This window comes from Brevibacillus sp. NRRL NRS-603 (assembly GCF_003013445.1).
Lineage (GTDB): Bacteria > Bacillota > Bacilli > Brevibacillales > Brevibacillaceae > Brevibacillus > Brevibacillus formosus.
The window spans coordinates 1-21,826 of sequence record NZ_PXZN01000005.1; the positions used below are offsets into that span (position 1 = coordinate 1).

Genomic DNA, 21,826 nt, shown 5'->3' on the forward strand with positions numbered 1-21,826 from the left:
CAAGTCGCTACGTCTGGAAATATTCTTCTCAAGCGTAACAGATAGATTCTTCAAGCTTTTAAGGCATTTAAAACCCGTCTAAAACGGAAAGCTCGTAGAGGAAACAGGAGAAAAAAGCGAAGATCTTTGGTACACCGACCGAGGCGCAATGAAAAAAAGAGAAACAAGCTTTTAGCGTCCACCTCTGAGGAACATCCTGAATGGGCGACTTTGGACGCGGGTTTCGCTTTTTTTCATGGAGCTGGGCAGTGAATCCCCCAGCGGGTGGGACAAGAAGCTGAGCGTTTTCTCCTGTTTCCTCCCCAGCACTACAGCAACAACTTAAGGTCACTAATTATGTAGCTACGGTGGGGAGAAGAATATTTCCAGTCTAGGCTCCAGGCTCCGTCCTGCTGGGGGTTGAGACTGTCCGCTCATGAAGGGATTTGCGGGGAAACGCAAAAGTGGTAGCCGCTTCGTCGCGTGGGCACGGTTGCGTTTCTTTTGCCCGCAAATCCCTTCTCCGCTTGGTAGGACTTCACAAGTCGCTCCGTCTGGAAATATTCTTCTCTGTCGTATCAGATCACATTCTTCCATCTTTTAAGGCTTTTAGAACTCGTTTAACACGGAAAGCTCGTAGAGGAAACAGGAGAAAAAAGCGAAGATCTTTGGTACACCGACCGAGACGCAATGCAAAAAGCGAAACACGCCTTTAAGCGTCCACCTCTGAGAAGACATCCTGAAAGGCCACTTTGGACGCGGTTTCGCTTTTTGCATGGAGTCGGGCAGTGAATCCCCCAGCGGGTGGGACAAGAAGCTGAGCGTTTTCTCCTGTTTCCTCCCCACCACTACCGCCCGACAAACGTGTTTTAAAAGAAATAAAACCGCCTCCATAAAGGAGACGGCATATATCGAGCTCGTTAGTTTTGAGGTGCTACCGATCATCACGTGCGACGCATCTACCTCCAGTATGAAGTTAGAAGCTTAAAGCAGTGTACGGTTTCCCTTACTCACTAGGTGATCGTGTAAATCATCCATGGCACATCGCCTCCGTAAAGGACTACAGCATGATTGAAAACACACCACCGAGCTCGATGAGAATAGTATGAGCGAAGCCCATCTTTTTATTCACTCATCTTTAGCATCTGTTTTCGAATCGCATTTAAAAACGATTGGTTGCTGTAGGCCGTGCCACCAGCCAACCCGGGTTCAACTGCATTCATGTACATTTGACCTGTTTTGACTGCGCTTAGGTTTGTCCATGCAGGCTGCTCTTGCAATTGCTTGAAAGCGGGCTGGTCTTCCTTGGTGACCATCACAAACAAGTAGTTGGGATCTTCTTTTGCCAAAGCATCCATAGAGAGAGCGGTACGCTCCTGAATATTCGCGACGACATCTGGGACAGGCAGGGCTAAGTCCGTATATAACAGATAATTGTACCGTTCTTCCTTTGGATAGGCGTAGAAGGAGCCTTCCTGGAACCACAGCGTCAGCACTTTCTTTTCTGGAAGTGCGGCGAGCTTGTCGTGGAGCTCCTGTGTGTTTTGCTTCACTTTACCTATAAAGGTATCCAAATTGTCGTCTCTTCCACGAACATCAGCAAGCAGACGCAAATTTTCTTGCCAATCAGCTCCGTTGGTAGATACGGGAATGACGGATGCAGCGGTTTGCAATTTAGCCAAGTCTTCCTTGGAGGTCTTGTCAGTTGTCATAATGACGTCAGGTTCGAGGGCAACCAGCTCATTTACGTTATCTGCAATATGATAAGGGAGATGCTTGGCATTTCTGATCATGGCTTGATATTCCGCAGGAAACTTTCCGTTTTTATCCACCGTAGCTGCGACAGGCGGGATTCCCAGCAAGAAAGAATCTTCATACGAAGCAGGGAAGCCAACGAAAACAATTTCTTTGGTTCTGGCTGGAATTGTATAAGTGTTGCCTAGGTAATTGATCGATCTGGTCGGTTTCGATGCCGCTGAATCGCCCGTTTGTCCACCATTGCCGCAGGCTGACAGGACGAGGAGCAAAGCGGCAATCGGGATAGCTAGTAGCCGTTTATACATACAGGTCACTCCGTTCTTACTTCTTGTGTTATCAGGAAAGTAGCAGGACTCATGTAAATTATAGGCTACCCGATCCATCCGTCGCTGTTGCATTCCTGAACATTTTCAAACATTCTGCTGTAACCTTTTTCCTGCGCAAGACACTAATGGGTATCCAAGAAAATTTTCGCATAGAAAAGTAGTCGATCAGCCGACAGCAAGAGAATGGAGGAGCTTCTTTGTATGAAGAAATGAAACATCAGGTCATGGCCATCTATGAGCGGCATTATCATGATGTGTATCAATTTTTGCTGTACTTTGCCGGTAGTCAGAATGATGCAGAAGATTTGACGCAGGAGGTTTTTTTGCGTATGATTCGCTCGCTTGAACGATTTGAAGAGAGATCCGAAATGAAGACATGGCTGTTTGCGATCGCGAAGCATACAGCGATGAATTACTATCGAAAACGCAAGTGGCAAAAGCTGTTGTCAGGAGACTGGCTGTCTGTCGTGATGCCAGCCTCGCAAGGGAATCCGGCACAGGAAGCGGAAAGCCGGGAGGACGAGCAGGAATTGATCGCTGCGATCAAGGAACTGCCACCGCATTACCGCATGGTTGTCATACTGCGTGGCATTAAAGAGTACAGCGTCAAAGAGACTGCCGAAATACTGAGGTGTTCAGAGTCAAACGTAAAAACGACGATGCACCGGGCACTGAAGCTGTTGCATGGCAAACTGTCGCATACGAAGAAGGGGGAGTTGTACAGTGGATTGGCAAAATGAACGAGATATGCTGGAACGGTTAGCGACTCTGCAAAAAAGTACACCCCCACGTAAGGAGTTTGTAGAGAGTTTACGTAACGTACTGGAAGAAGAAACGAGTCGGCTTGGAAAGAGGAGACGGCTATTCATGAATCCGTTGACAGCGGGGATGACAGCAGTCGTGATCGCTTTTGGCTTTGGGCTGTATATCATGGCTGGGATGGGGCAAAACGAACTCATGGACCCTCAGGTGACGGCAACAAGTAGTCCGCAGCTTCCCGCCCATCCTGTATATGAGCAGGCGAAGAAGCTGCTGCAAGAATTGGCAGGGCGAGATGCAAGCCAATATGCGGTGAATGGTATGTTATCCAATACCGATACAGGTGTCGTCGTGATGAACAAGACGGTGAACAACATACCGATTCTCGAAGACCAATATACATTTACAATTGACCAGGCGGGCAGGAATCATAAAAAAGAAGTACGGACAAATGATACGACAGGCATGGTCTTTCCTGATCCCAAAAAGGCAATGCCAGTAAAAAAGGCAGAACAAATTTTTGGACAGAGCGCCCGGCTGCTCTATTCAGAGTGGGAAGGGCGATTGCAATATGAGTTTCCTTTTTCAGGTGACATTGATGCTATCACAGGAGAAATTTACCCCACAGAACGCTATCATCCCGATTACAGTCTAGTAGATATGCCGCCAATTCCTGTGAAACCGGGAGGCATAAAGCTGGTAGCTCCCGACATCGAAGAAGCAGATAGACTTTTTCGGGAGTGGGGATTCGAGCCGCCGTTTTCCTTCGTTATTCAAGAAGACTCAGACGTAGTACATACGTACAAAATGGAAACGCGAACCAAACAGAAAATAGAACTGACCGTAGTAACAGATACAGGAAAAATTCTGAACTATCGGTATGAAAATATCCATGGGAAAAAGGAAAAGCTCCCTCATCCGAAGCTGGAAAATGTACAAGAAGCAGCAAAGCAATTTCAGAAATATCTTCCGTTAGACACCAAAGAACTGCTACTTGGTTCTGCCGCTAGAAAAGGCAACATCGAAACTTATCAATTCTTCAAGTCCCATCAGGGAGTACCGATTATAGGGGGGTATACGGTTCATTTTGATGTGAAAAGGAAACAGGTGATCGGGGTCGATCCTACGTATACGATGGAGTCTAAGCAGCTTCCTGACAAAAGCAAGGCAATGTCACGGGAAGACGCGACCAGTGTATACGTCACCCATCGCCCGCTCCGATTGGTCTACAAGCTGATGGAGAATCCAACTACAGGAAAATTAGAACCGCGTCTCGTCTATCATATTTATTATCACGACACACCGCTCTATATGGTGGATGCGCTGACAGGGGAGTGGGTGCGTAGTTAATAACATCGAAACAACAGAAAAACCAGGGAGAGGATTCCCTGGTTTTTCACTATGTCTCTTATTTGAAGAGCGGAACATAAATATCAATCTCGTTGTCTTCCTGCTCTGGCTTGTAGCGCTCGTCCCAATACTCAAAATCAAATCCGGCATACTCATATCCCGATTCAGAGAGCCAGGACCCGTAAAGAAAACCATACGTCTCGCCCAAGTTTGTCTCAGGTCCCTTGTGTGTTACTTTTGCAAATGTCCCCGTGGGAATCGTGTGGCTGACCATCCCTTCAGGTATATCGGCCGGGCTGGAAACTTCGACGCCAATAATTGTGGTAAAAGGATCTATCGCTGCATCGAAGTCATCTTTGTCAGGATAGATTTGGATCAGGTATTCGCCCTCACCAACCTGATGGTGAATCTCGCTTTTTCTAGCTCGCAAAGCTTCAGTGGTAGTAGCGGAGAGCTTTTTGTCCAACTCTTCTGTCACACTCGCGGTAAAAGTGATACCAATTACGAGTGTTTCCTCGCGGGTGAGAATAGTTGGCTTCACGAAAATAACGTCCCTTCGTCTAGTAGAATCGGGAACCGAGCTAATCCAGCAGCTATTTCAGCTCTCTGGCATATATCTTCGTTCCATCATGCGTAAACGTACCGATATATTTCTTGCCGCCTACCGTATATTCCATAGAAACGGTTTCCTTTCTAGGAGGCGTGAGCAGCTTGTGCGGAAACGGAAATGGTTGCTTGTTCGCCACGTCTGCAAGGATTTGTGTATCTGTATGAAAAAGCTTGCCAGTCTGTTTCAATTGCTTGAGCTGATTTGGTTTATCCAGCTTGTAAGGGAGAGTAGTGGTTGGTTTGCCCATCGCATTGATTTTCTGGAAGAAATAACCGCCCTTTGTTCTCGACACAGCAATAAACTGTCCGTCACTCGTCTCTTTCAAAAAAGCGTACTTTTTCGAAGCGAATGTCCCTTTTTTATTCATCAATAAGTAAAATTCTTCGTTGTCCTTTTTGCCTGACACGATAAAAACACCGGAATGGAAGTTAGATTCCACCTTGTAATTTCGTGAAGGCTTCAGCACGACTTTCCCTTCGTGCGTAATAAAGTGGGTCATGCCATTGATTTTCACGCGATGTAATCCTTCGCTGTATCCCATGTACTCATCAAAGAACGGCTTCGCGTGTATTTTGCCATTCATGTCTTTCAATCCTAATTTGGAGGAGAGAATCATACCATCCTTTTTCTTGTATTGGACAAAAGGGTAGTGATGAATGTCGTAAGTTGTTACTCCTGTTTGCTCACTTGTCATCGTGAATATTGCCCCATCCGTGATCTGTTTGGATGTTTTCGTACGAGCATTGTACAGATAAGAGGTATAGCTTGTGGGAGAATACAAAAACCACTCTCCGTCTATTTGCGTGAAGGAATCGTTATAGGTGGTTATTTCCTGTGTGTTGCCTTGTTGATCGAAAATAATAAACGAGCTGTTACCAAAGTGGGTAATAATATGAAAGAAGCCATATCCGTTTTGCAATGGACTGATGTAGCCTGGATATAATAACGCTTCCTGCTGATCGATTACTTTCCCGGTAGGAGAAACAAGGGCAAAATGAGGGAACCATTTCTGCTTGAACTCTTTGTAATAGGGATCATTCGGACTCGATCCTGCAAATGGTACGAAGAATGGTTCCGTTAGTCCAGGTGGTACCTGAATCTCTTTTTCTGTCGGAACGTACTTGAGTACTGTCGTTTCCGGTCTATCTGAACGGATGGCATTTTCGGAATGTGCGACAGAAGGAACGATTGATAGAGTAAGGCTTAGAGCTAGCAGTATGTTGGCGTATTTGGTCTTTTTCATAGGTGAAATCACTTTCTCTTTCCATTTTTGTATGTAGAAGGTAGACGTTTCTCGAAAGCTGGATGTTACATATGTGTTGATCTTACAAGATTTGGATGATATAATTACATGCATAGATTTATGATGCATTGTTTATCTAGGTATTTGCGGTTAAATCGGGAGGCACTATGAAAATCAATAAGGAGCTTTTAAAAGGCAGTACCGTGATCCTGATCTTGACGATGCTGGATCGAAAGGAAATGTACGGGTACGAAATCGCGAAAGCCATCGAGAAGGAGTCAAATGGTCTGTTTACGCTAAAAGAAGGGACGTTGTATCCGATCTTGCATGCACTCGAAGCGGAGCGTTATGTGGAAGCGTATTGGGATGAGAAGGATGGGAGGAAGCGTAAATACTATCGGATTACGGCAGAAGGCCGCGGGCAATTGAAGGAGAAAAAGCACGAGTGGCATACGTTCCGCGATGGGATTGATCGGGTGTTAGGAGAGGGAAGAGCATGAAGCAGACGAATACACATCCATTGATTGCAGATTATCTCGATCAAGTATGTCGACATGTGCGGGCAACGGAAATGCATCGCAGAATTCGGGATGAGCTGGAAAGTCACTTGCTAGAGTTGATGGATGAGCAGATGGACGAGGGGTTGGGAGAGGAAGAAGCGGTAAGGCAAGCCATTTTGCAAATGGGGGATTCTGCTACGATTGGGAAGCAGCTGCATCAGATTTATAAGCCCAAAGTGGAGTGGAGGCTTCTGGTATATGTGATGGCTTTCCTGGCTGTTGGGCTGTTTACGATGTATGGAATGCAGGTCAGTTTTATCGAGTTTAAACTGGACAGATACTGGTTCTATACCTTATTTGGTATCGGGGTGATGCTCGCTGTTACCTTCACGGATTATCGGAAGCTTTTGCCGTACTCGTTGCATTTGTACGTGTTGACTGTGGGCGTGTTTTTTCTCATTCTTGCGTACGGCCATACAATGAATGGAAAAACATATATGTACATTAGCAGTTCGATTAAGATCGATTTTGTGGCAATGTCCATGTATTTGTTTCTCATAAGCATTGCGGGTATGCTGCTTGCTAGGACGTGGCGATTTCGAAGCATAGCTTCCAAGCTGACCGTATTTGTTTTGTTGCCAGCTTGCCTCTTTGTTATGGCTGGATCGTTTATGGACCTCATGCTCTACCTATTTGGATTCATGATACTCATGATGTATACGAAAACCGCCCGGAAAGAAAAACTCTATTTAGTGATTGTGTCTGCTTTTGTTTGGACAGGTGCCTGTTTATTGGATAGATACACGCTAGGAAGGGTGCTGGGCTGGGTGCATCCGACCAAAGAGCCGCTCGGAAGGGGATATGAATATCTAACGTCGATGGAAGCAATTCGCTCGGCAGGTTTTTGGGGAAAGGGTTTCAATGCTCCATTACCGAGCATGCCTTATTTAGACTCCGATTTCAAATTTACGTACTTAATCCATAGTTATGGCTGGATTGCGGGAATCTTGATCTTGTTAGCCGTTGCTCTGTTTATAATGAGACTGGCTCGGGTCGTCAAGGAAGTGGACGAGCCGTATGGGAAGCATCTCGTTGTCAGTATCGTTCCTTTATTCTCCCTGTTCTTCATTTGGCCACTGCTGATGTCAACCGGCATGCTGCCAATCGTGAGACTAGAGATTCCTTTTCTCAGCTATGGCAACATAGGGACTTCTTTGGCTCATTTCACCGTCCTCGGTCTCGCCCTAAGCGTTCATCGGCACAGAAGCTCAATCGGAAAGCCACATACCTTCCTGGCAAAATAGCAATCCATAAGAAGCCTCGGGCGATCGATAATGCTAGGATATAGACATCAAGCAAAAACAAACCCGAGGAGGAATCACACATGGCTTTGCAATCCAAACAAATTTTCGTCAATTTACCGGTGAAGGACCTCAACAAATCGATCGACTTCTTTACAGCAATTGGCTATGAATTCAACCCGCAATTTACGGATCAAAATGCAGCATGCCTGGTGATCGGCGAAAACATTTTTGCCATGCTGCTCGTGGAAGAGTTTTTCCAAACGTTTACGAAAAAAGAGCTGGCGGATACAACGAGAAGCACCGAAGTGATTGTCGCGTTATCTGCGGACAGTAAAGAGCAGGTCGATGAGATTGTAAACAAAGCATTAGCTGCGGGCGCAACTCCATCGAATGACCCGGTTGATCACGGCTTTATGTACAGCTGGAGCTTTCAAGATTTGGATGGCCATCTGTGGGAGTTCTTGTATATGGATCAAGGCGCTGTTCCACAGGAATAAAAGACCGAGTAAACGAAATGAGGGCAAAAAGCATGGGATCGTAAAAGTGATTCCAGCTTTTTGCCCTTTTTGTCCATTCAATACTGGCACATTCCAAGCGGATTCCCATTCCGGAAATGTCATAGGCTGATGGTTCTCTACGCGGACGAGACAAATAACGGTGCTTGATTCATCGGAAATCAGCATCGTGACCGCCTCCTCTGCCACAAACAAAGGTATGCACCCAAGCTTTTCTTCATACCATTTTGCAGAGGCATCGGGGTCCTTCACAGGTATAAAAACCCCTTCCATGCCTTTTAACAGTGATTGAGCCATCGTTTCCTCTCCCATTCGACTAAAAATCTATTGCCAATCATTTCGACGACGATGATAGGAAAAACCTGTTAGTCCTACACTTTCATTTTGACAATCACTCGTGACATTTCGCTAGCTAAGCGTTATCTTGTACGTAGGAACACAGATGGGGTGAACGGATGCGCTTCTACTTAACCTACATAAAAAAATACGGCGTAGTCGCCGGGATTTCCATGTTTTTCTTGGCTGTGGAGGCGGTATGTGATCTTTTGCAGCCGACGATCCTGTCGCACATTATCGATACGGGTGTAGCAAACAGGGATATGGATTACGTGCTCAAGACAGGCGGGCTGATGCTGCTCGTTACGGCGCTCGGTGCCGTTGCGGCATCGATCCGCAATGTGCTGGCCACATACGTCTCGCAAAACTTCGGTGCGCAGCTGCGCGCAGATTTGTTTTCCAAAGTGCAGTCCTTATCCTTTGAAAACTTGAACAAGTTCGATAGAGCCTCGCTCGTGACGCGTCTGACCAATGACGTCAATCAAGTGCAGATGTTTGTAAACGGCATGATGCGAATATTCGTCAAAGCGCCGTTGATGTGCATTGGCGGGTTGTTTATGGCAACCCAATTGAACGCGGATTTGGCTGTGATTCTCGCAATTGTCGTACCCATTGTGGGATTGTTTATTTTCTTGAATATGAAAATCGGTTTCCCGTTCTTCCTGAAGGTACAGCAAGCACTCGACAGGGTGAACGGTGCGATGCGTGAGTATTTATCTGGCGTACGAGTCGTTAAAGCATTCAATCGTTTTGATTTTGAGCGTGGCAAGTTTACACGGGCAAACGAGGAGCTGCAATCCAAATCGGTATCGGCTACGCGGGTAATGTCTATCTTTAGTCCAGCGATCATGCTGACGATGAACCTCGGAATTGTCGCGGTCCTCTGGCTTGGGGGGCTTGGCGTAGAACAAGGAAGCATCGAAGTCGGACATATCATCGCGTTTACGAACTACATGACGCAAATCCTGTTTTCACTCATGATGATTTCCTTGGTATTTAACATGTTTGTGCGGGCTAAAGCATCAGCGGGACGGATCGGGGAAGTATTTGCCGAGGTAAACCAAATGAGCTGGAAAGAGGGACAACCTCACGAGCTTCCAGGCAAAAAGGGACGCATCGACTTCGAGCAGGTCAGCTTCTCGTATGATGGAGAGGGCGGCCAGCCGGTACTCAAGCAGATTTCGTTTACTTGTCTGCCTGGGGAGACCGTCGGGATTATCGGGTCGACAGGAGCTGGAAAAAGCAGTTTGGTTGGCTTGATTCCACGGTTTTATGATGTAACGGAAGGAACGATTCGGGTCGATGGCATGGATGTACGAGACATCGAGCCCAAGCGGTTGCGCGAAAAAATGGCGATTGTGCCGCAAAAAACAATGCTGTTTACAGGCACGGTGCTGGAAAACATTCGTTGGGGAAAGGCAGAGGCGACCCACGAGGAGGTCGAGCTGGCGGCACGCATGGCGCAGGCTCACGAGTTCATCTCCGCTACTCCTGAAGGCTATGAGACACGCGTAGGGCAGGGAGGAGTCAACTTCTCTGGAGGACAGAAGCAGCGCATTTCCATAGCCAGAGCCTTGGTGAAAAAGCCAGAAATCCTCATTCTCGACGATAGCACGAGTGCGGTAGATGTGGCGACAGAAGGGAAGATTAAGGATGCGATTCGAGCCTATGCGGCTGGCCTTACCTGCATCCTGATCGCACAGCGGATCACGTCAGTCATGGATGCGGATAAAATCATTGTGCTAGATAATGGGGAAGTCGCTGACATCGGTACGCATGACGAATTGATGACCTCTTGTCAGGTATATCAGGAAATCTTTCAGTCACAAGTCGGCAGGGAGGTGAAGTAAGGTGAGTCAACAGAAGCAACAGCCTGTCTTTTCACCGAGACCTGGTCGAGGCTTTGGACATGGTGCTGCCAGAGGTCCTGTGAGTAAGCCCAAGAATTTTTCGGGTACGCTAAAAAGGCTCTGGCAAGCTTTTGGCAAAGAAAAAAAGCTGCTGCCGATTGTATTTGTCATTGTATTTGTCGATGCACTCCTCATGCTGTCTGCGCCTTATTTGATCGGAAAGTCGATTGATGCGATGACAGGTGGCGAGGAAGCTCTTAGCTTTTTGTCTATCATCATTCTTGCCTTGCTCGGCTCGTACATCTTGGATGGGGCATTGACGTTTTTACAAAGCTGGTTGATGGCAGGCATCTCGCAACGGATCGTTACGAACCTGAGGCAAACCCTTTTTGACAAGCTGCAAAAGTTGCCGATTGCTTATTTCGATGCGCGTACGCATGGGGAGTTAATGAGCAGGCTCACGAATGATATCGACAACGTCAGCAACTCCATCTCTCAATCTACAACGCAGCTGATGTCAGGAGGGATCGTATTACTAGGTTCGCTGGTGATGATGCTCGTCTTGTCCCCGATCCTGACACTCGCATGTCTGATCACGGTACCACTTGTGTTCCTGCTCACACGAACGATTGCCAAACGAACGAGCGTACTGTTCAAAAATCAGCAGATGGAGCTGGGCAAGCTAAACGGGCACATTGAAGAGACGATTTCAGGCATTCAGGTAGTGCAGGCCTTCAATTATGAGCAAAAGGCCATTGAGGACTTTACGACGATCAATGATCGGCTCTGCAAGATCGGGATGAAGGCACAAGTCTGGACGGGCTTTCTCATGCCAATCATGAACGTGATCAACAACCTCGGCTTTGCCATGGTAGCGATTGTCGGAGGCGTTCTCGCTGTAAAAGGATGGATTACAGTCGGTGTGATTGCGAGCTTTCTCAGTTATTCCCGCCAGTTTGTCCGTCCGTTGAACGACCTCGCGAACATTTTCAATGTGCTTCAATCCGGTGTTGCTGGGGCGGAGCGGGTGTTTGAGGTATTGGATGAACAAGAGGAGCCATTGGATTCTCCGGGTGCCACTGTGCTTGCACAGCCCAAGGGTCACGTACTTTTTGATCAGGTCAGCTTCGGTTATCGCCCAGACCAACTGATTTTGAAAAATATCAGCTTTGAGGCACAGGCAGGGAGCACTATCGCGCTAGTCGGACCGACGGGTGCAGGCAAAACCACCATTGTGAATTTGCTCACGCGGTTTTACGATGTGACCTCGGGTACGATTTATTTGGACGGAAAAGACATCCGAGAATACTCGCGTGACAGCTTGCGGCGCAGCTTTGGTTTTGTTTTGCAGGATACATACTTGTTTTCCGGTACCATCAAGGAAAATATTATGTACGGTAAGCCGGATGCGACAGATACGGAGGTAGTAGCCGCTGCGAAAATGGCAAATGCGGACGTGTTCATCAATCGGCTCCCGATGCGTTATGATACGATGCTGACGGAAAATGGGGGCAACCTGAGTCAGGGACAACGCCAGCTTTTGGCGATTGCCCGCGTCATACTCGCCAAGCCCTCGCTGCTCATACTCGACGAAGCGACAAGCAGCATTGACACACGGACTGAGCTGAACATCCAGGATGCGCTCCTCACCATTATGGACGGGCGCACGAGCTTTGTCATTGCGCACAGGCTTAACACGATTCGGGATGCCGACACGATTATGGTCGTAGATCAGGGAGAAATCGTGGAAAAAGGCAGTCACGACGAGCTTATCGAGCAAAAAGGCACCTATTATCAATTGTTTTACAACCAGTTTAAAAATCTGGAGGCTGCTGGGGAATAACAGAGCACCCCGTCCAAAACACGGAAATGACGTGGAGGACGGGGTGCTTTTTATTTGGTTAGGATGCTGGTTTGCTGGCGGCGATCAACAAGAAGATCGGCCGACGGATTTCGTCTCGCATCCCGGGTATGTCCAGCATTTCTTCCGGAGGACCAGGTTCAGCGACTTTTGTTAGGTGAAATCCGGCAGCAAGGAGATCGTTCATATAGCTCGAAAACGTTCGGTGATACTTGATGACTTCATGACCCAGAAAGTTAGTATATCGAATGCCTTCCTGCTGATAGTTGTCCACTGGCCAGTGCAAGCGCTCGCCTTGGGGTCCGTAATGCCAGTCCTGTTCAGCCAGAGCAGTGAAGACGGGATGCTCCACGGAGAAAACGAAGGAACCTCCAGGAGCAAGACAGTGATAAACACGTTGGCAAAGCAAGTCAAAGCGCTCCACATAATGGATGGCCAAGGAGCTGATGACGACGTCGAATTCCTCTGGAGCAAAATCAATGTCTTCAATCGGAAGACGAAGATACTCGATGGCAGGGTCCGTTGTCGTCTCTTTGGCACGCGCCAGCATTTTTTCGGAAAGGTCCACACCCACAACGGAGCGGGCCTGCTGCTCACGCGCATATCGGCAGTGCCAGCCGAAGCCACAGCCTAGATCGAGGACTTTTTTCTCGCGAAGGGAAGGCAGTAGCTCCCGGAACGCGTGCCATTCTCCCGCGGCGGTCAGTCCCTCAACCGAACGGGCCATTTGACTGTATGTGGTGAAAAAACCTTGCTCATCGTATTTGTTCTGTTTCATCCGTGCAAAACCTCCCGGGTCGGGTCGTAGCCTTGGAGTAGATCCCGCAGCGCTTGTTTGACGTCCCCCCGAAACGCTCCACCGTGATAGCAAATCAACTGCTCGATGTCATAATCGAGCAAGCGGCGGACAGAGCGAAGCGCTTCCTGCATATCCAGCGTATAGGACGGATTAGCGATTTCGAGTCTACCGTTTTCGATGACAACAGCATCACCGGCAATCAGCGTTTTGCTCGCGATCAAATACAACGAAATATGTCCCGGCATATGTCCAGGTGTGTGAATGATCTCGATGCCGCCGCACCAAGGAAGGCGTTCGTCATTCGTTACGGTTCGATCAACCGATGTGGGCTCGATGGACTGCAAAAAGCGAATAAATTCCTTCGCGTGCTGCTTTTCATCCGAGGACAGATGGCCCAGTGTTGCTTGCGCCTGCTCCAATCGCAAAGATGTCTTTTGTCCGGCGATGTACGGTGCTTCGGCTTCGTAGGCGATGATCTCGAGGTGCGGATAGGTTCTTTTTAACGCTGCCAAAGAACCGACGTGATCCATATCGTGATGTGTCACAATGACCTTCGTAAGGTCGTCGAGTGTAACCTGTTGCTTGTGGGCGGCTTCCTGAAGCAGAGGCAAAAAGTCCGGATACCCACAGTCCACAAGAATCAGTTCATGCTCATCCTGCAACAGCACCGGGGTAATGACCTGTGCAGATCCATTGTACATAAACGAAATGGCGAGAAAGTGAATCTGGTTCATACGTTGTCCCTCCTGACTGACTGATCTTAAAGAGGAGTGTAACGCAAGAATAGAGCAGACACACGGTCGACCTTTTCTCTGCCTCATTTATGTCCACGAATAATGCGCCGAATACTGTGCTCGGTCAAGTAATGTTTCTTGGCGAGCATTTTGACAGAAGCCCCTTCGTGATATGCCTGCCAAATAGCCTGATTGCGCTCGCTTAGCCATTGCTTTGTGTCAGTGGAGGCGCCCCATTGTCGTTTGTTTTTGTGGTGAATCGGGATGTACAAGTAACTTCCTTGTACATAATGCTGAATTTGCCGCAGCAGATCGTCTGGCAATAAGTCTTGTGCATTTTTGTATTTCATTTGCTTTGCTCCTGTCTATATAGCGTGATGTGCGTATATAGGTGAGCAAAGAGATCCTCAACTCAATATTGGGAAGGCTCTGAACCAAGAGCAAGGGGAACTCTTTGCTCAGAGCCGCATTCCGCTCTTCGTACATAAGGGTCTAGCATTTGAATCATCTCCCTTCTTGTTTCTATAGTAGTGAGAAAGGGGAGTTCCTTCAACAATCTTCTTTGCTTCCTTTTCCAAATAAAGGGTATGATGAGGGAGATGTGGCTAATTGAATGAACTGAGGTGGTAGGGTGCTTAGAGCATGCGGAATATGCAATGAAAATCTCGATCAAAACAACCAGTGCAGGTGCACAAGGCAAGGGAGAGCTTCGTCAGATCGCAATAGTGGACGAAGAGGATGTATAAAATGTGGCTGCACGAGTACAACTGTGACACAGATGTCAGCTACAGGTGGTGGCTTATCGCGCATGTTGAATGTCCAGTACCAGGTGTATGATGTAATCAGTTGCGTGAATTGCGGTTATAGTGAGATGTATAAACGAAATTCTTCGTCGACGATGAATATTGTAGATTTGTTTTTCGGATAGGAGATGCAATGACATGAGTCTTGGCGGTTTTCAGAGTGGCTTTTCCGCCCGCAAGGTACCGCGTTCGGAAGTGCGGTGGGGGCAGTTTTTAATATGTAATCACGGGTGTGAAGAAGTCATCCAATTGATTTCGCATGTATCTGGTGAAGTTGAATTTGAGCTATGCAAAATCGAGGCAGAGCGAATGGCCCACGTTCTTTTAGAAGCTTCGAGAGCAGAGCGCTCATGACATGTATTTTTCATAAATTTCTTGAAACTTACAGCCCACTCTCTCGTATACATGAATGAGCATGTATAGATAGAGGGAGGACGAGTATGAGCGACAAAAATGTTGTAAAAATGAGTCCCTTTCAAGCAGGAGGAAAGCTGATCGCAACGATTGTGATACTGGTTGCGTTGGTCTTGCTTGGCACGCAATCTTTTACGATTATTTCCGCAGGGCATAGTGGGGTTGTGCTGCAACTGGGAGCGGTACAGCCAAAAGTGCTGCAAGAGGGCATGCATTTTAAAATTCCGTTTATCCAAACCGTGGTGCCGATGGAAGTGCGGGTGCAAAAATCAGAAATGAGCCAGACCTCCGCTTCGCGTGATCTGCAAACCGTGTCTACGACAATTGCTGTTAACCATCATTTGGATGCAGAAAATGTCAATAAACTGTATCAGCAAGTGGGATTGGAGTACAATAGCCGAATTGTTGATCCTGCCATTGCCGAATCATTTAAAGCCGTGACCGCTCAATACACAGCAGAGGAACTGGTATCCAAGCGTTCCGAGGTCAGCCAAAAGGTAAAAGAAGTCCTGCATAAGAAACTGGCAAACTATAACATCATCCTCGACGAAATCAATATTCGCGAGTTTACTTTCAGTGATGAATTCAACCGCGCTATTGAATCCAAGCAGGTAGCTGAGCAGCAAGCGCTCAAATCGAAGCTGGACCTGGAGCGGATCAAGATCGAAAAAGAGCAAGAAATCACGAGAGCAGAAGCACAGGCACAAGCGTTGCGGCTGCAAAAGCAAGAGGTTACGCCAGAGCTGATTCAGCTCAGACAGATCGAGGCCCAACTCGAAGCCATCCGCAAATGGGATGGAAAGCTGCCGAACGTAACAGGTGGAGCTACTCCGTTTATCAACGTGGGTACCCCATAACCGAATAAATAAAACAAAGCCACTCCCTTGAAGAGGAGTGGCTTTGTTCTTAGTTGCGGATGAGATAGTCAAAAGCTCCCAGAGCCGCAGTAGCACCAGATCCCATCGAAATGATGATCTGTTTATAAGCACTGTTCGTGCAATCACCGGCAGCAAAAACACCAGGGATGTTTGTAGAACCATGGCTGTCTACTACGATCTCACCAAAGCGAGTGCGCTCAATCGTGTCGCCCAACCAATCTGTATTCGGTACCAGACCGATCTGTACAAACACACCTTGCAATTCAATATGCTTGGTTTCGCCTGTCTCACGTTCGATGTAAGAAATGCCGTTTACTTTATCCGTACCCGTAATTTCTTTGGTTTGAACGTTTTTGAGCACAGTGACATTCGGCAGACTGTAAAGACGATTTTGCAATACTGCGTCAGCTTTCAGCTCTGGCGAGAATTCCAGAACGGTTACATGTTTCACAATACCTGCGAGATCAATCGCTGCTTCCACACCTGAATTACCGCCGCCAACAACTGCGACATCTTTGCCGATGAACAAAGGACCATCGCAGTGAGGGCAATAAGCTACACCCTTGTTCTTGAACTCTGCTTCACCTGGTACACCCAGATTCCGCCAACGAGCACCTGTCGACAAGATGACTGTCTTACTCTTCAGAACAGCGCCGTTTTCGAGTTCAATTTCGATCAGATCCTTCTTCTCTAAACGCTTGGCACGTTGCAGCTTCATGACATCAATGCCGTACTCTTTTACTTGCTTTTCCAAGTTGGCTGCGAGCTGAGGACCTTCAATGTATTTTACACTGATGAAGTTCTCAATGCCCAATGTGTCATTGACTTGACCGCCAAGACGTTCAGCAACGAGACCAGTACGAATCCCTTTGCGTGCTGCATAAATCGCGGCACTAGCGCCTGCTGGGCCACCGCCCACAACAAGCACATCATAAGGGTCTTTATTTTCAAACTCGGATGCGTCCGGAGCAGAACCCAGTTTGGCGAGAATTTCTTCCACGGTCATACGGCCGCTTTCGAAAAATTCACCATTGAGGAAAACACTTGGCACAGCCATCACGTTTTTGCTCTCTACCTCGTCCTTGAATACGGCACCGTCAATCATTGTATGAGTAATACCAGGATTGAAGATACTCATCAAGTTCAGAGCTTGGACAACATCTGGACAATTGTGGCAACTCAAGCTGATGTAAGATTCGAACTTATATTCACCACGAAGGTCTTTGATTTGATCAATGACACTTTGCTCGACCTTTGGAGCTCTTCCGCTAACTTGCAAGAGAGCCAATACCAAGGAAGTAAATTCGTGACCCAGCGGAGTACCGGCAAAAACAACGCCAGTATCTTCGCCGACACGGTTTACGCTAAAGCTAGGTGTGCGAGTGAGTTCTGCTTTCTCCACACTGATCTTCAAAGACATGCTTGCTAGCTCATCAATCAGTGCAAGCATCTCAGAGGATGCCTCATCCGTGCCTGCACTGACTTTGAGTACAATATCGCCTTCCAAGAGCTCGAGATATTGTTCTAGTTGCGCTTTGATTTCTTGGTCAAGGGCCATTTTATATCACAACCTTAAATTTTGCCTACGAGATCAAGGCTTGGTTTCAGGGTTTTGCCACCTTCTTGCCATTTAGCTGGGCAAACTTCACCTGGATTGTTGCGAACATATTGTGCTGCTTTGATTTTGTTGATCAGAGCACTTGCATCACGGCCAATGCCACCTGCAGTGATCTCAACAGCTTGGATGACACCGTCTGGGTCGATGATGAATGTACCGCGATCTGCCAAACCTTCCGCTTCGATCAATACGTCGAAGTTGCGGGAGATAACATGGGAAGGATCGCCAATCATGATGTATTCTACTTTGCTGATTGCTTCAGAGCTGGAGTGCCATGCTTTATGAGTGAAGTGAGTATCTGTAGAAACGGAGTAAACTTCAACACCGAGTTCTTTCAAAGTTGCATATTGGTTTTGCAGATCTTCGAGTTCAGTAGGGCAAACGAAAGTGAAGTCTGCTGGGTAGAAGCAAACTACGCTCCATTGACCTTTGAAGTTTGCTTCAGTTACTTCGAGGAATTTACCTTTTTGGAATGCTTGTGCTTTAAAAGGCAATACTTCAGTTCCGATGAGTGACATAGTGTTAGCTCCTTTATATGTTTTTTGTATTTACATATTCAGGACATACCGTAACGAGGCATGCTTGAATATAATTTACAATGATTATTATTTAATAAATGATTCAGTAAGTCAAGTTTTTTATAATGATTATAATGTGATAATTTTTACAAGACGTTTTAACCATTATTTAGTATGATTCGAACGGCATTAGAGTATTCGCTTGCTGTGCGAAAAATTGACGACTCGTCCGTAGAAACCGGGCGGATTGTTTTACGTATGAAATAAAGAGCGAATGGACAGCGGAATAAACATACAGGAGTGATGATATGCCATCCCCAATTAGCGCACCGCAAAAATGCCTGTCAAAGGATGCATTCAAGGTACAGCTTATTACCGAGGCGATTACGGTTGTGATCGGGCTTGTTATTTTGGCCCTTCTTTATTATCTAGATAATCGTTTTGCCTGGAAGGAATGGATCGGATGGGGTCTGCACGGATTGCTCGTTATCGGTGTGATCGCGACGATTTGGTCTTTTGTAGAGCCGTATTTTTTATATAAAAGCTGGCGGTATGATATCGATGAGGATTTCCTGCAAATGAAATTCGGGGTGCTCACAGAGAGACATTTCCTTGTCCCTATGACGAAAATCCAAGCAGTCTCAACGAAACAAGGACCGATTTTACGAAAATACGGACTGTACACCATCTCGATAAAAACGATGGGCTCCTCGCACGAAATTCCAGGATTGCCGGGGGATATCGCTGCTCAATTAAGAGAACAGATTGCTCACTACGCCAAATTAAAGGAAGTGGAGTAGTGATGGAAGCAAAACGATACCACCCCCTAACTATCCTTTTTGATCTCATCATCCAAGTAAAGCATCTGTTTTTTCCTGCACTGATTTTGTTTGTGTTCAATTATGACTCGACGAACGCATTCATTACGTACGGGAGAATAGTTTTTTACATCTATGTAGCAGGGATGCTGGTCTATCTGCTTCTGAAATGGGTTTCGTACAAGTATCGGCTGGATGAGACGGCTTTCCATCTTTACCAAGGGATTTTTACGAAGAAAAAGCAAACCATTCCCTTTACCAAAATCCAAAACGTCAATCGACATACGACGTTGCTGCATCGGATTTTCAAAGTGACTTCTATCCGATTTGAAACAGGGATGGTTGGGGATGATTCTTCCGTGGAATTCGCGGTGATTTCTCTGAACGAAGCAGATCGACTGGAGGCTTACACGAAACAGGGAATGCGATTAGGGAAAGAGCCTGAAGCTGAAGGGAAAGAAGGAGACGCGACCTTTTCGGGGGAAAACGGTAAGCCGTATGCCACTCCTGAGCGAATCATTCACTTTACGCCAACGAAAAAAGAGATTATCAAGGCTTCCTTCACTTCTCTAAGCTTTCTCGGGATGATTACGTTACTGGTATGGGCGTATTTCAAGCTAACTGAATATATTGACGTGGAGGAGCAGGTAGTAGGCATTTATTCGCTGATTACAAGCTCGTGGACATTTATCACGCTGACAGCCGTTGGACTACTCGTCCTATCCATCGTATTCGGCATGGTTACGACCTATATTCGTTACGGAAAATACGAGATTTCGTCGGATCATGAGCGGATTTACATTGCTAAAGGAGTCATTGAAGAAACAGCTTTTTCCATCGCAAAAGAGAGAGTGCAAGCGATTAAAATCAAGCAATCCTTGTTAAAGCGCATGTTGGGTCTTGCAGAAGTCAAGCTGACGGTTGTCGGCGGGGATAGTGATTCCGATAAAGATAAACAGGATGTCAGCTCACTCTATCCATTTTTACCGGTAAAACGTGCGTATGAGATGATCTCTGAAATTTTGCCTGCTTATGAAGTGACGGAAGAAATGACGAGTCTTCCCAAAAAATCGTTATGGGTTCGCTTGGTCAGATCGAGCTGGATTTGGATCATAGGCACAGATGCGCTTTCCTATTTCAAGCCGAATATTTGGGGGTGGGAGCAAGCGTGGTGGATCATATCCATTACGTTGACACTGCTCATCCTGGCCTACGAAGTCATTGAATTCCACAACACCCGATACACTTTGAATGATCATTTTATTCAGTTCCAAACAGGGAGCCTAACTACGACTTTATTTGTCTCCAAACGAGAAAAGATTATTGAGGTCAACGTCAAAAGAGGCCTCCTGCAAAAGCAGCTAGGGCTTGCTTCGATCAAAACGGTCAATCGGGCCAAACCAGTGAGTCATAAAGGGGTAACAGATGTGCCGTTAGAGTTGGCGGAAGGGTTTTCTCAGTGGTATATGGGACGTAGAAAAGAGATCAAAGTAGAATAGAAGCAGAGGGGGCGTAGAAGGAAAAGGAGAACCTTTTCCCTCTACGTTCTTGTGCTTTCAAACAGCTCCAGCCATTCTCCATCTGGACCTTTGAAGAACATATAACGCGAGCCGTTCGGCAACGTGGTTATCTCCCGATCGATAAAGGTTACATGAAGTTGCTTCAAACGGTCGATTTCAGCTTCGAGGTTGTCCACAGCAAACGCCAGGTGATGGACCTTGCCCTCTGCCGGAAGTGAATCGCTGTATCCTTGAATGAGCTCCAGCTCTGTCTCTGTGCTTCCCGGAAATCCAAGAAAAGCAAGCGTAATGACTCCGTTGGAATGAGCGAGCTTTCCTTTGAGCTCCATCCCAATCACTTCAGTGTAAAAGGCAATCGAGGCCTCCAAATCTTTTACCATCAATCCTACATGCTCCAGTTTTTTGATCGCCATATCATTTCATTCCTTTCCACAGGTTTTTCATTTACTCGAGTATTGGCTGAGTGTTCCTGATTGTTTCAAATAGGTATAAAATCTGTGCAAAATAGTGACAGCTTCCGCGCGAGTCAGCATTTCTCCACCCTCGAACTTTCCATTCCATGCCGTCATGATCCCTGTTTTTTGCAAGAGGGCGAGATTGGTTCCGAGGATTCCGCTGTAGTCATCCGTAAACAATATTTCATCACCATCTTGGCCAAAGAGAAGCGGATACAGGATGTTCGTTTGGTCTCTCCCATCTTCGCTGTATCGGCCATCCTCCTGGAAAAGGTCTCCAGGCGAGTTTGGGTCAAGCGAATACGGACTCAAGATGATGGGAATATCCCGCATGCCAGAAAGGATTTGTAAGACCTCTGCCGCTGGAATGTCTTGGTTTTCTAACATAAAGACGGGCAGGACGTTTGCCGCACCAATTCGATTTAGCTTCGTGTCTGGGGAAAAAAGGTAGCCGTTGGACGAATAGCGGACAGCGTTCCACCAGTCTCTTGTGACGATCGAGCTGATCTCTGTGTACGCCCAGTGATTTTTGGGCACGTCGGCAAATCGCTCAATGCGATAGCCGCTGTAATCTGTCTTTTGGTTAGCTTTATACGGTCTATAACGATCAAACAGGCGATAGATCATGACAGTCATTTCCGCTTTGTCTACCAATCTTTCAGGCTGGAAGCGACCGTCAGGATAACCGCTAACAACCCCCTTATCTACCATAAAGGAGATCGAATTCATGGCCCAACCGTATTTCTTTGGATCGACATCTTGAAATTTCGGTGCAGCATGTGTAACCGCAGGATAAATACCGGATAACCCCAGAATGAGTGCAAGTAATACCGTGATGACTTTCATATGTTCTCCTCTCTTTTTTTCTATGAAATGGT

The 21,826-nt window shown here is 46.8% G+C and carries 22 protein-coding genes; 12 read left to right on the top strand and 10 right to left on the bottom strand.

The features are described 5' to 3' along the window. Nucleotides 1-1,103: 1,103 nt before the first annotated feature. Nucleotides 1,104-2,042, bottom strand: coding sequence for an ABC transporter substrate-binding protein (locus C7R94_RS01505; RefSeq protein WP_106778171.1), 939 nt, complete (start codon nucleotides 2,040-2,042; stop codon nucleotides 1,104-1,106). A gap of 218 nt (nucleotides 2,043-2,260) precedes the next feature. Between C7R94_RS01505 and C7R94_RS01510 the strand changes: the two genes are divergently transcribed. Together C7R94_RS01510 and C7R94_RS01515 are read left to right on the top strand one after the other, a co-directional pair. Further along, nucleotides 2,261-2,803 (top strand): RNA polymerase sigma factor, encoded by a 543-nt coding sequence (locus tag C7R94_RS01510; RefSeq protein WP_106778172.1) that lies wholly within the window; start codon nucleotides 2,261-2,263, stop codon nucleotides 2,801-2,803. After that, complete coding sequence (locus C7R94_RS01515; RefSeq protein WP_106778173.1) at nucleotides 2,787-4,172, top strand: hypothetical protein; 1,386 nt, start codon at nucleotides 2,787-2,789, stop codon at nucleotides 4,170-4,172. Before C7R94_RS01510 ends, C7R94_RS01515 begins: the two co-directional genes overlap by 17 nt. Before the next feature lie 58 nt (nucleotides 4,173-4,230). Here C7R94_RS01515 and C7R94_RS01520 read toward each other — a convergent pair whose 3' ends face one another. Continuing rightward, complete coding sequence (locus C7R94_RS01520) at nucleotides 4,231-4,713, bottom strand: GyrI-like domain-containing protein (RefSeq protein WP_158264645.1); 483 nt, start codon at nucleotides 4,711-4,713, stop codon at nucleotides 4,231-4,233. A gap of 52 nt (nucleotides 4,714-4,765) precedes the next feature. Then, a complete protein-coding gene (locus C7R94_RS01525; protein WP_106778175.1) occupies nucleotides 4,766-6,025 on the bottom strand; it encodes a hypothetical protein in 1,260 nt (419 codons plus the stop codon). Between the two features lie 167 nt (nucleotides 6,026-6,192). On the opposite strand from C7R94_RS01525, the gene C7R94_RS01530 reads away from it, so the two are divergent. The 5 genes from C7R94_RS01530 (at nucleotide 6,193) to C7R94_RS01555 (ending at nucleotide 12,373) form a co-directional block, all read left to right on the top strand. After that, nucleotides 6,193-6,525: a PadR family transcriptional regulator gene (locus tag C7R94_RS01530; protein WP_106778176.1), complete on the top strand. Its 333-nt coding sequence runs from the start codon at nucleotides 6,193-6,195 to the stop codon at nucleotides 6,523-6,525. Continuing rightward, a complete protein-coding gene (locus tag C7R94_RS01535) occupies nucleotides 6,522-7,829 on the top strand; it encodes an FtsW/RodA/SpoVE family cell cycle protein (protein WP_106778177.1) in 1,308 nt (435 codons plus the stop codon). Before C7R94_RS01530 ends, C7R94_RS01535 begins: the two co-directional genes overlap by 4 nt. An 80-nt stretch (nucleotides 7,830-7,909) precedes the next feature. Beyond that, the gene (locus C7R94_RS01540) at nucleotides 7,910-8,326 is read left to right on the top strand and encodes a VOC family protein (protein ID WP_106778178.1); all 417 of its coding nucleotides are present in this window, start codon (nucleotides 7,910-7,912) and stop codon (nucleotides 8,324-8,326) included. A 473-nt stretch (nucleotides 8,327-8,799) separates the two neighbouring features. Further along, entirely contained in the window at nucleotides 8,800-10,530 is a 1,731-nt protein-coding gene (locus tag C7R94_RS01550; protein ID WP_106778179.1) for an ABC transporter ATP-binding protein, read from the top strand. A gap of 1 nt (nucleotide 10,531) precedes the next feature. Next, entirely contained in the window at nucleotides 10,532-12,373 is a 1,842-nt protein-coding gene (locus C7R94_RS01555) for an ABC transporter ATP-binding protein (protein ID WP_106778180.1), read from the top strand. Nucleotides 12,374-12,431: 58 nt separating this feature from the next. Here the strand turns inward: C7R94_RS01555 and C7R94_RS01560 are convergent, their stop codons facing one another. From C7R94_RS01560 to C7R94_RS01570, 3 genes are all read right to left on the bottom strand, one after another. Continuing rightward, complete coding sequence (locus tag C7R94_RS01560; RefSeq protein WP_106778181.1) at nucleotides 12,432-13,169, bottom strand: class I SAM-dependent methyltransferase; 738 nt, start codon at nucleotides 13,167-13,169, stop codon at nucleotides 12,432-12,434. Beyond that, complete coding sequence (locus C7R94_RS01565) at nucleotides 13,166-13,924, bottom strand: MBL fold metallo-hydrolase (protein ID WP_106778182.1); 759 nt, start codon at nucleotides 13,922-13,924, stop codon at nucleotides 13,166-13,168. Before C7R94_RS01565 ends, C7R94_RS01560 begins: the two co-directional genes overlap by 4 nt. 83 nt (nucleotides 13,925-14,007) lie before the next feature. Beyond that, nucleotides 14,008-14,274, bottom strand: coding sequence for a CD3324 family protein (locus C7R94_RS01570; protein ID WP_106778183.1), 267 nt, complete (start codon nucleotides 14,272-14,274; stop codon nucleotides 14,008-14,010). A gap of 428 nt (nucleotides 14,275-14,702) precedes the next feature. On the opposite strand from C7R94_RS01570, the gene C7R94_RS30485 reads away from it, so the two are divergent. The 3 genes from C7R94_RS30485 to C7R94_RS01585 all read left to right on the top strand — a co-directional run bounded on the left by C7R94_RS30485 (nucleotide 14,703) and on the right by C7R94_RS01585 (nucleotide 15,998). Then, a complete protein-coding gene (locus C7R94_RS30485) occupies nucleotides 14,703-14,852 on the top strand; it encodes a zinc ribbon domain-containing protein (protein WP_206767977.1) in 150 nt (49 codons plus the stop codon). Between the two features lie 13 nt (nucleotides 14,853-14,865). Then, the gene (locus tag C7R94_RS01580) at nucleotides 14,866-15,081 is read left to right on the top strand and encodes a hypothetical protein (RefSeq protein WP_106778185.1); all 216 of its coding nucleotides are present in this window, start codon (nucleotides 14,866-14,868) and stop codon (nucleotides 15,079-15,081) included. A gap of 86 nt (nucleotides 15,082-15,167) precedes the next feature. Next, nucleotides 15,168-15,998, top strand: a complete 831-nt coding sequence (locus tag C7R94_RS01585) for a prohibitin family protein (protein ID WP_047070781.1) — start codon at nucleotides 15,168-15,170, stop codon at nucleotides 15,996-15,998. A 49-nt stretch (nucleotides 15,999-16,047) separates the two neighbouring features. On the opposite strand, the gene ahpF is transcribed toward C7R94_RS01585, so the two are convergent. Next, complete coding sequence (gene ahpF / locus C7R94_RS01590; RefSeq protein WP_106778186.1) at nucleotides 16,048-17,577, bottom strand: alkyl hydroperoxide reductase subunit F; 1,530 nt, start codon at nucleotides 17,575-17,577, stop codon at nucleotides 16,048-16,050. Between the two features lie 14 nt (nucleotides 17,578-17,591). After that, a complete protein-coding gene (ahpC, locus tag C7R94_RS01595; protein ID WP_016741021.1) occupies nucleotides 17,592-18,155 on the bottom strand; it encodes an alkyl hydroperoxide reductase subunit C in 564 nt (187 codons plus the stop codon). 308 nt (nucleotides 18,156-18,463) lie between these two features. Between ahpC and C7R94_RS01600 the strand changes: the two genes are divergently transcribed. Both C7R94_RS01600 and C7R94_RS01605 read left to right on the top strand, forming a co-directional pair. Next, nucleotides 18,464-18,955 carry a PH domain-containing protein gene (locus C7R94_RS01600; protein WP_106778187.1) on the top strand — a complete coding sequence of 164 codons (492 nt, stop codon included), beginning with the start codon at nucleotides 18,464-18,466 and terminating at the stop codon, nucleotides 18,953-18,955. 2 nt (nucleotides 18,956-18,957) lie between these two features. Next, nucleotides 18,958-20,472, top strand: a complete 1,515-nt coding sequence (locus tag C7R94_RS01605; protein ID WP_233220450.1) for a PH domain-containing protein — start codon at nucleotides 18,958-18,960, stop codon at nucleotides 20,470-20,472. 41 nt (nucleotides 20,473-20,513) lie between these two features. Here the strand turns inward: C7R94_RS01605 and C7R94_RS01610 are convergent, their stop codons facing one another. Continuing rightward, nucleotides 20,514-20,906: a VOC family protein gene (locus tag C7R94_RS01610; RefSeq protein WP_106778189.1), complete on the bottom strand. Its 393-nt coding sequence runs from the start codon at nucleotides 20,904-20,906 to the stop codon at nucleotides 20,514-20,516. A 27-nt stretch (nucleotides 20,907-20,933) separates the two neighbouring features. Continuing rightward, a complete protein-coding gene (locus C7R94_RS01615) occupies nucleotides 20,934-21,794 on the bottom strand; it encodes an S-layer homology domain-containing protein (protein ID WP_106778190.1) in 861 nt (286 codons plus the stop codon). Nucleotides 21,795-21,826: the final 32 nt, after the last annotated feature.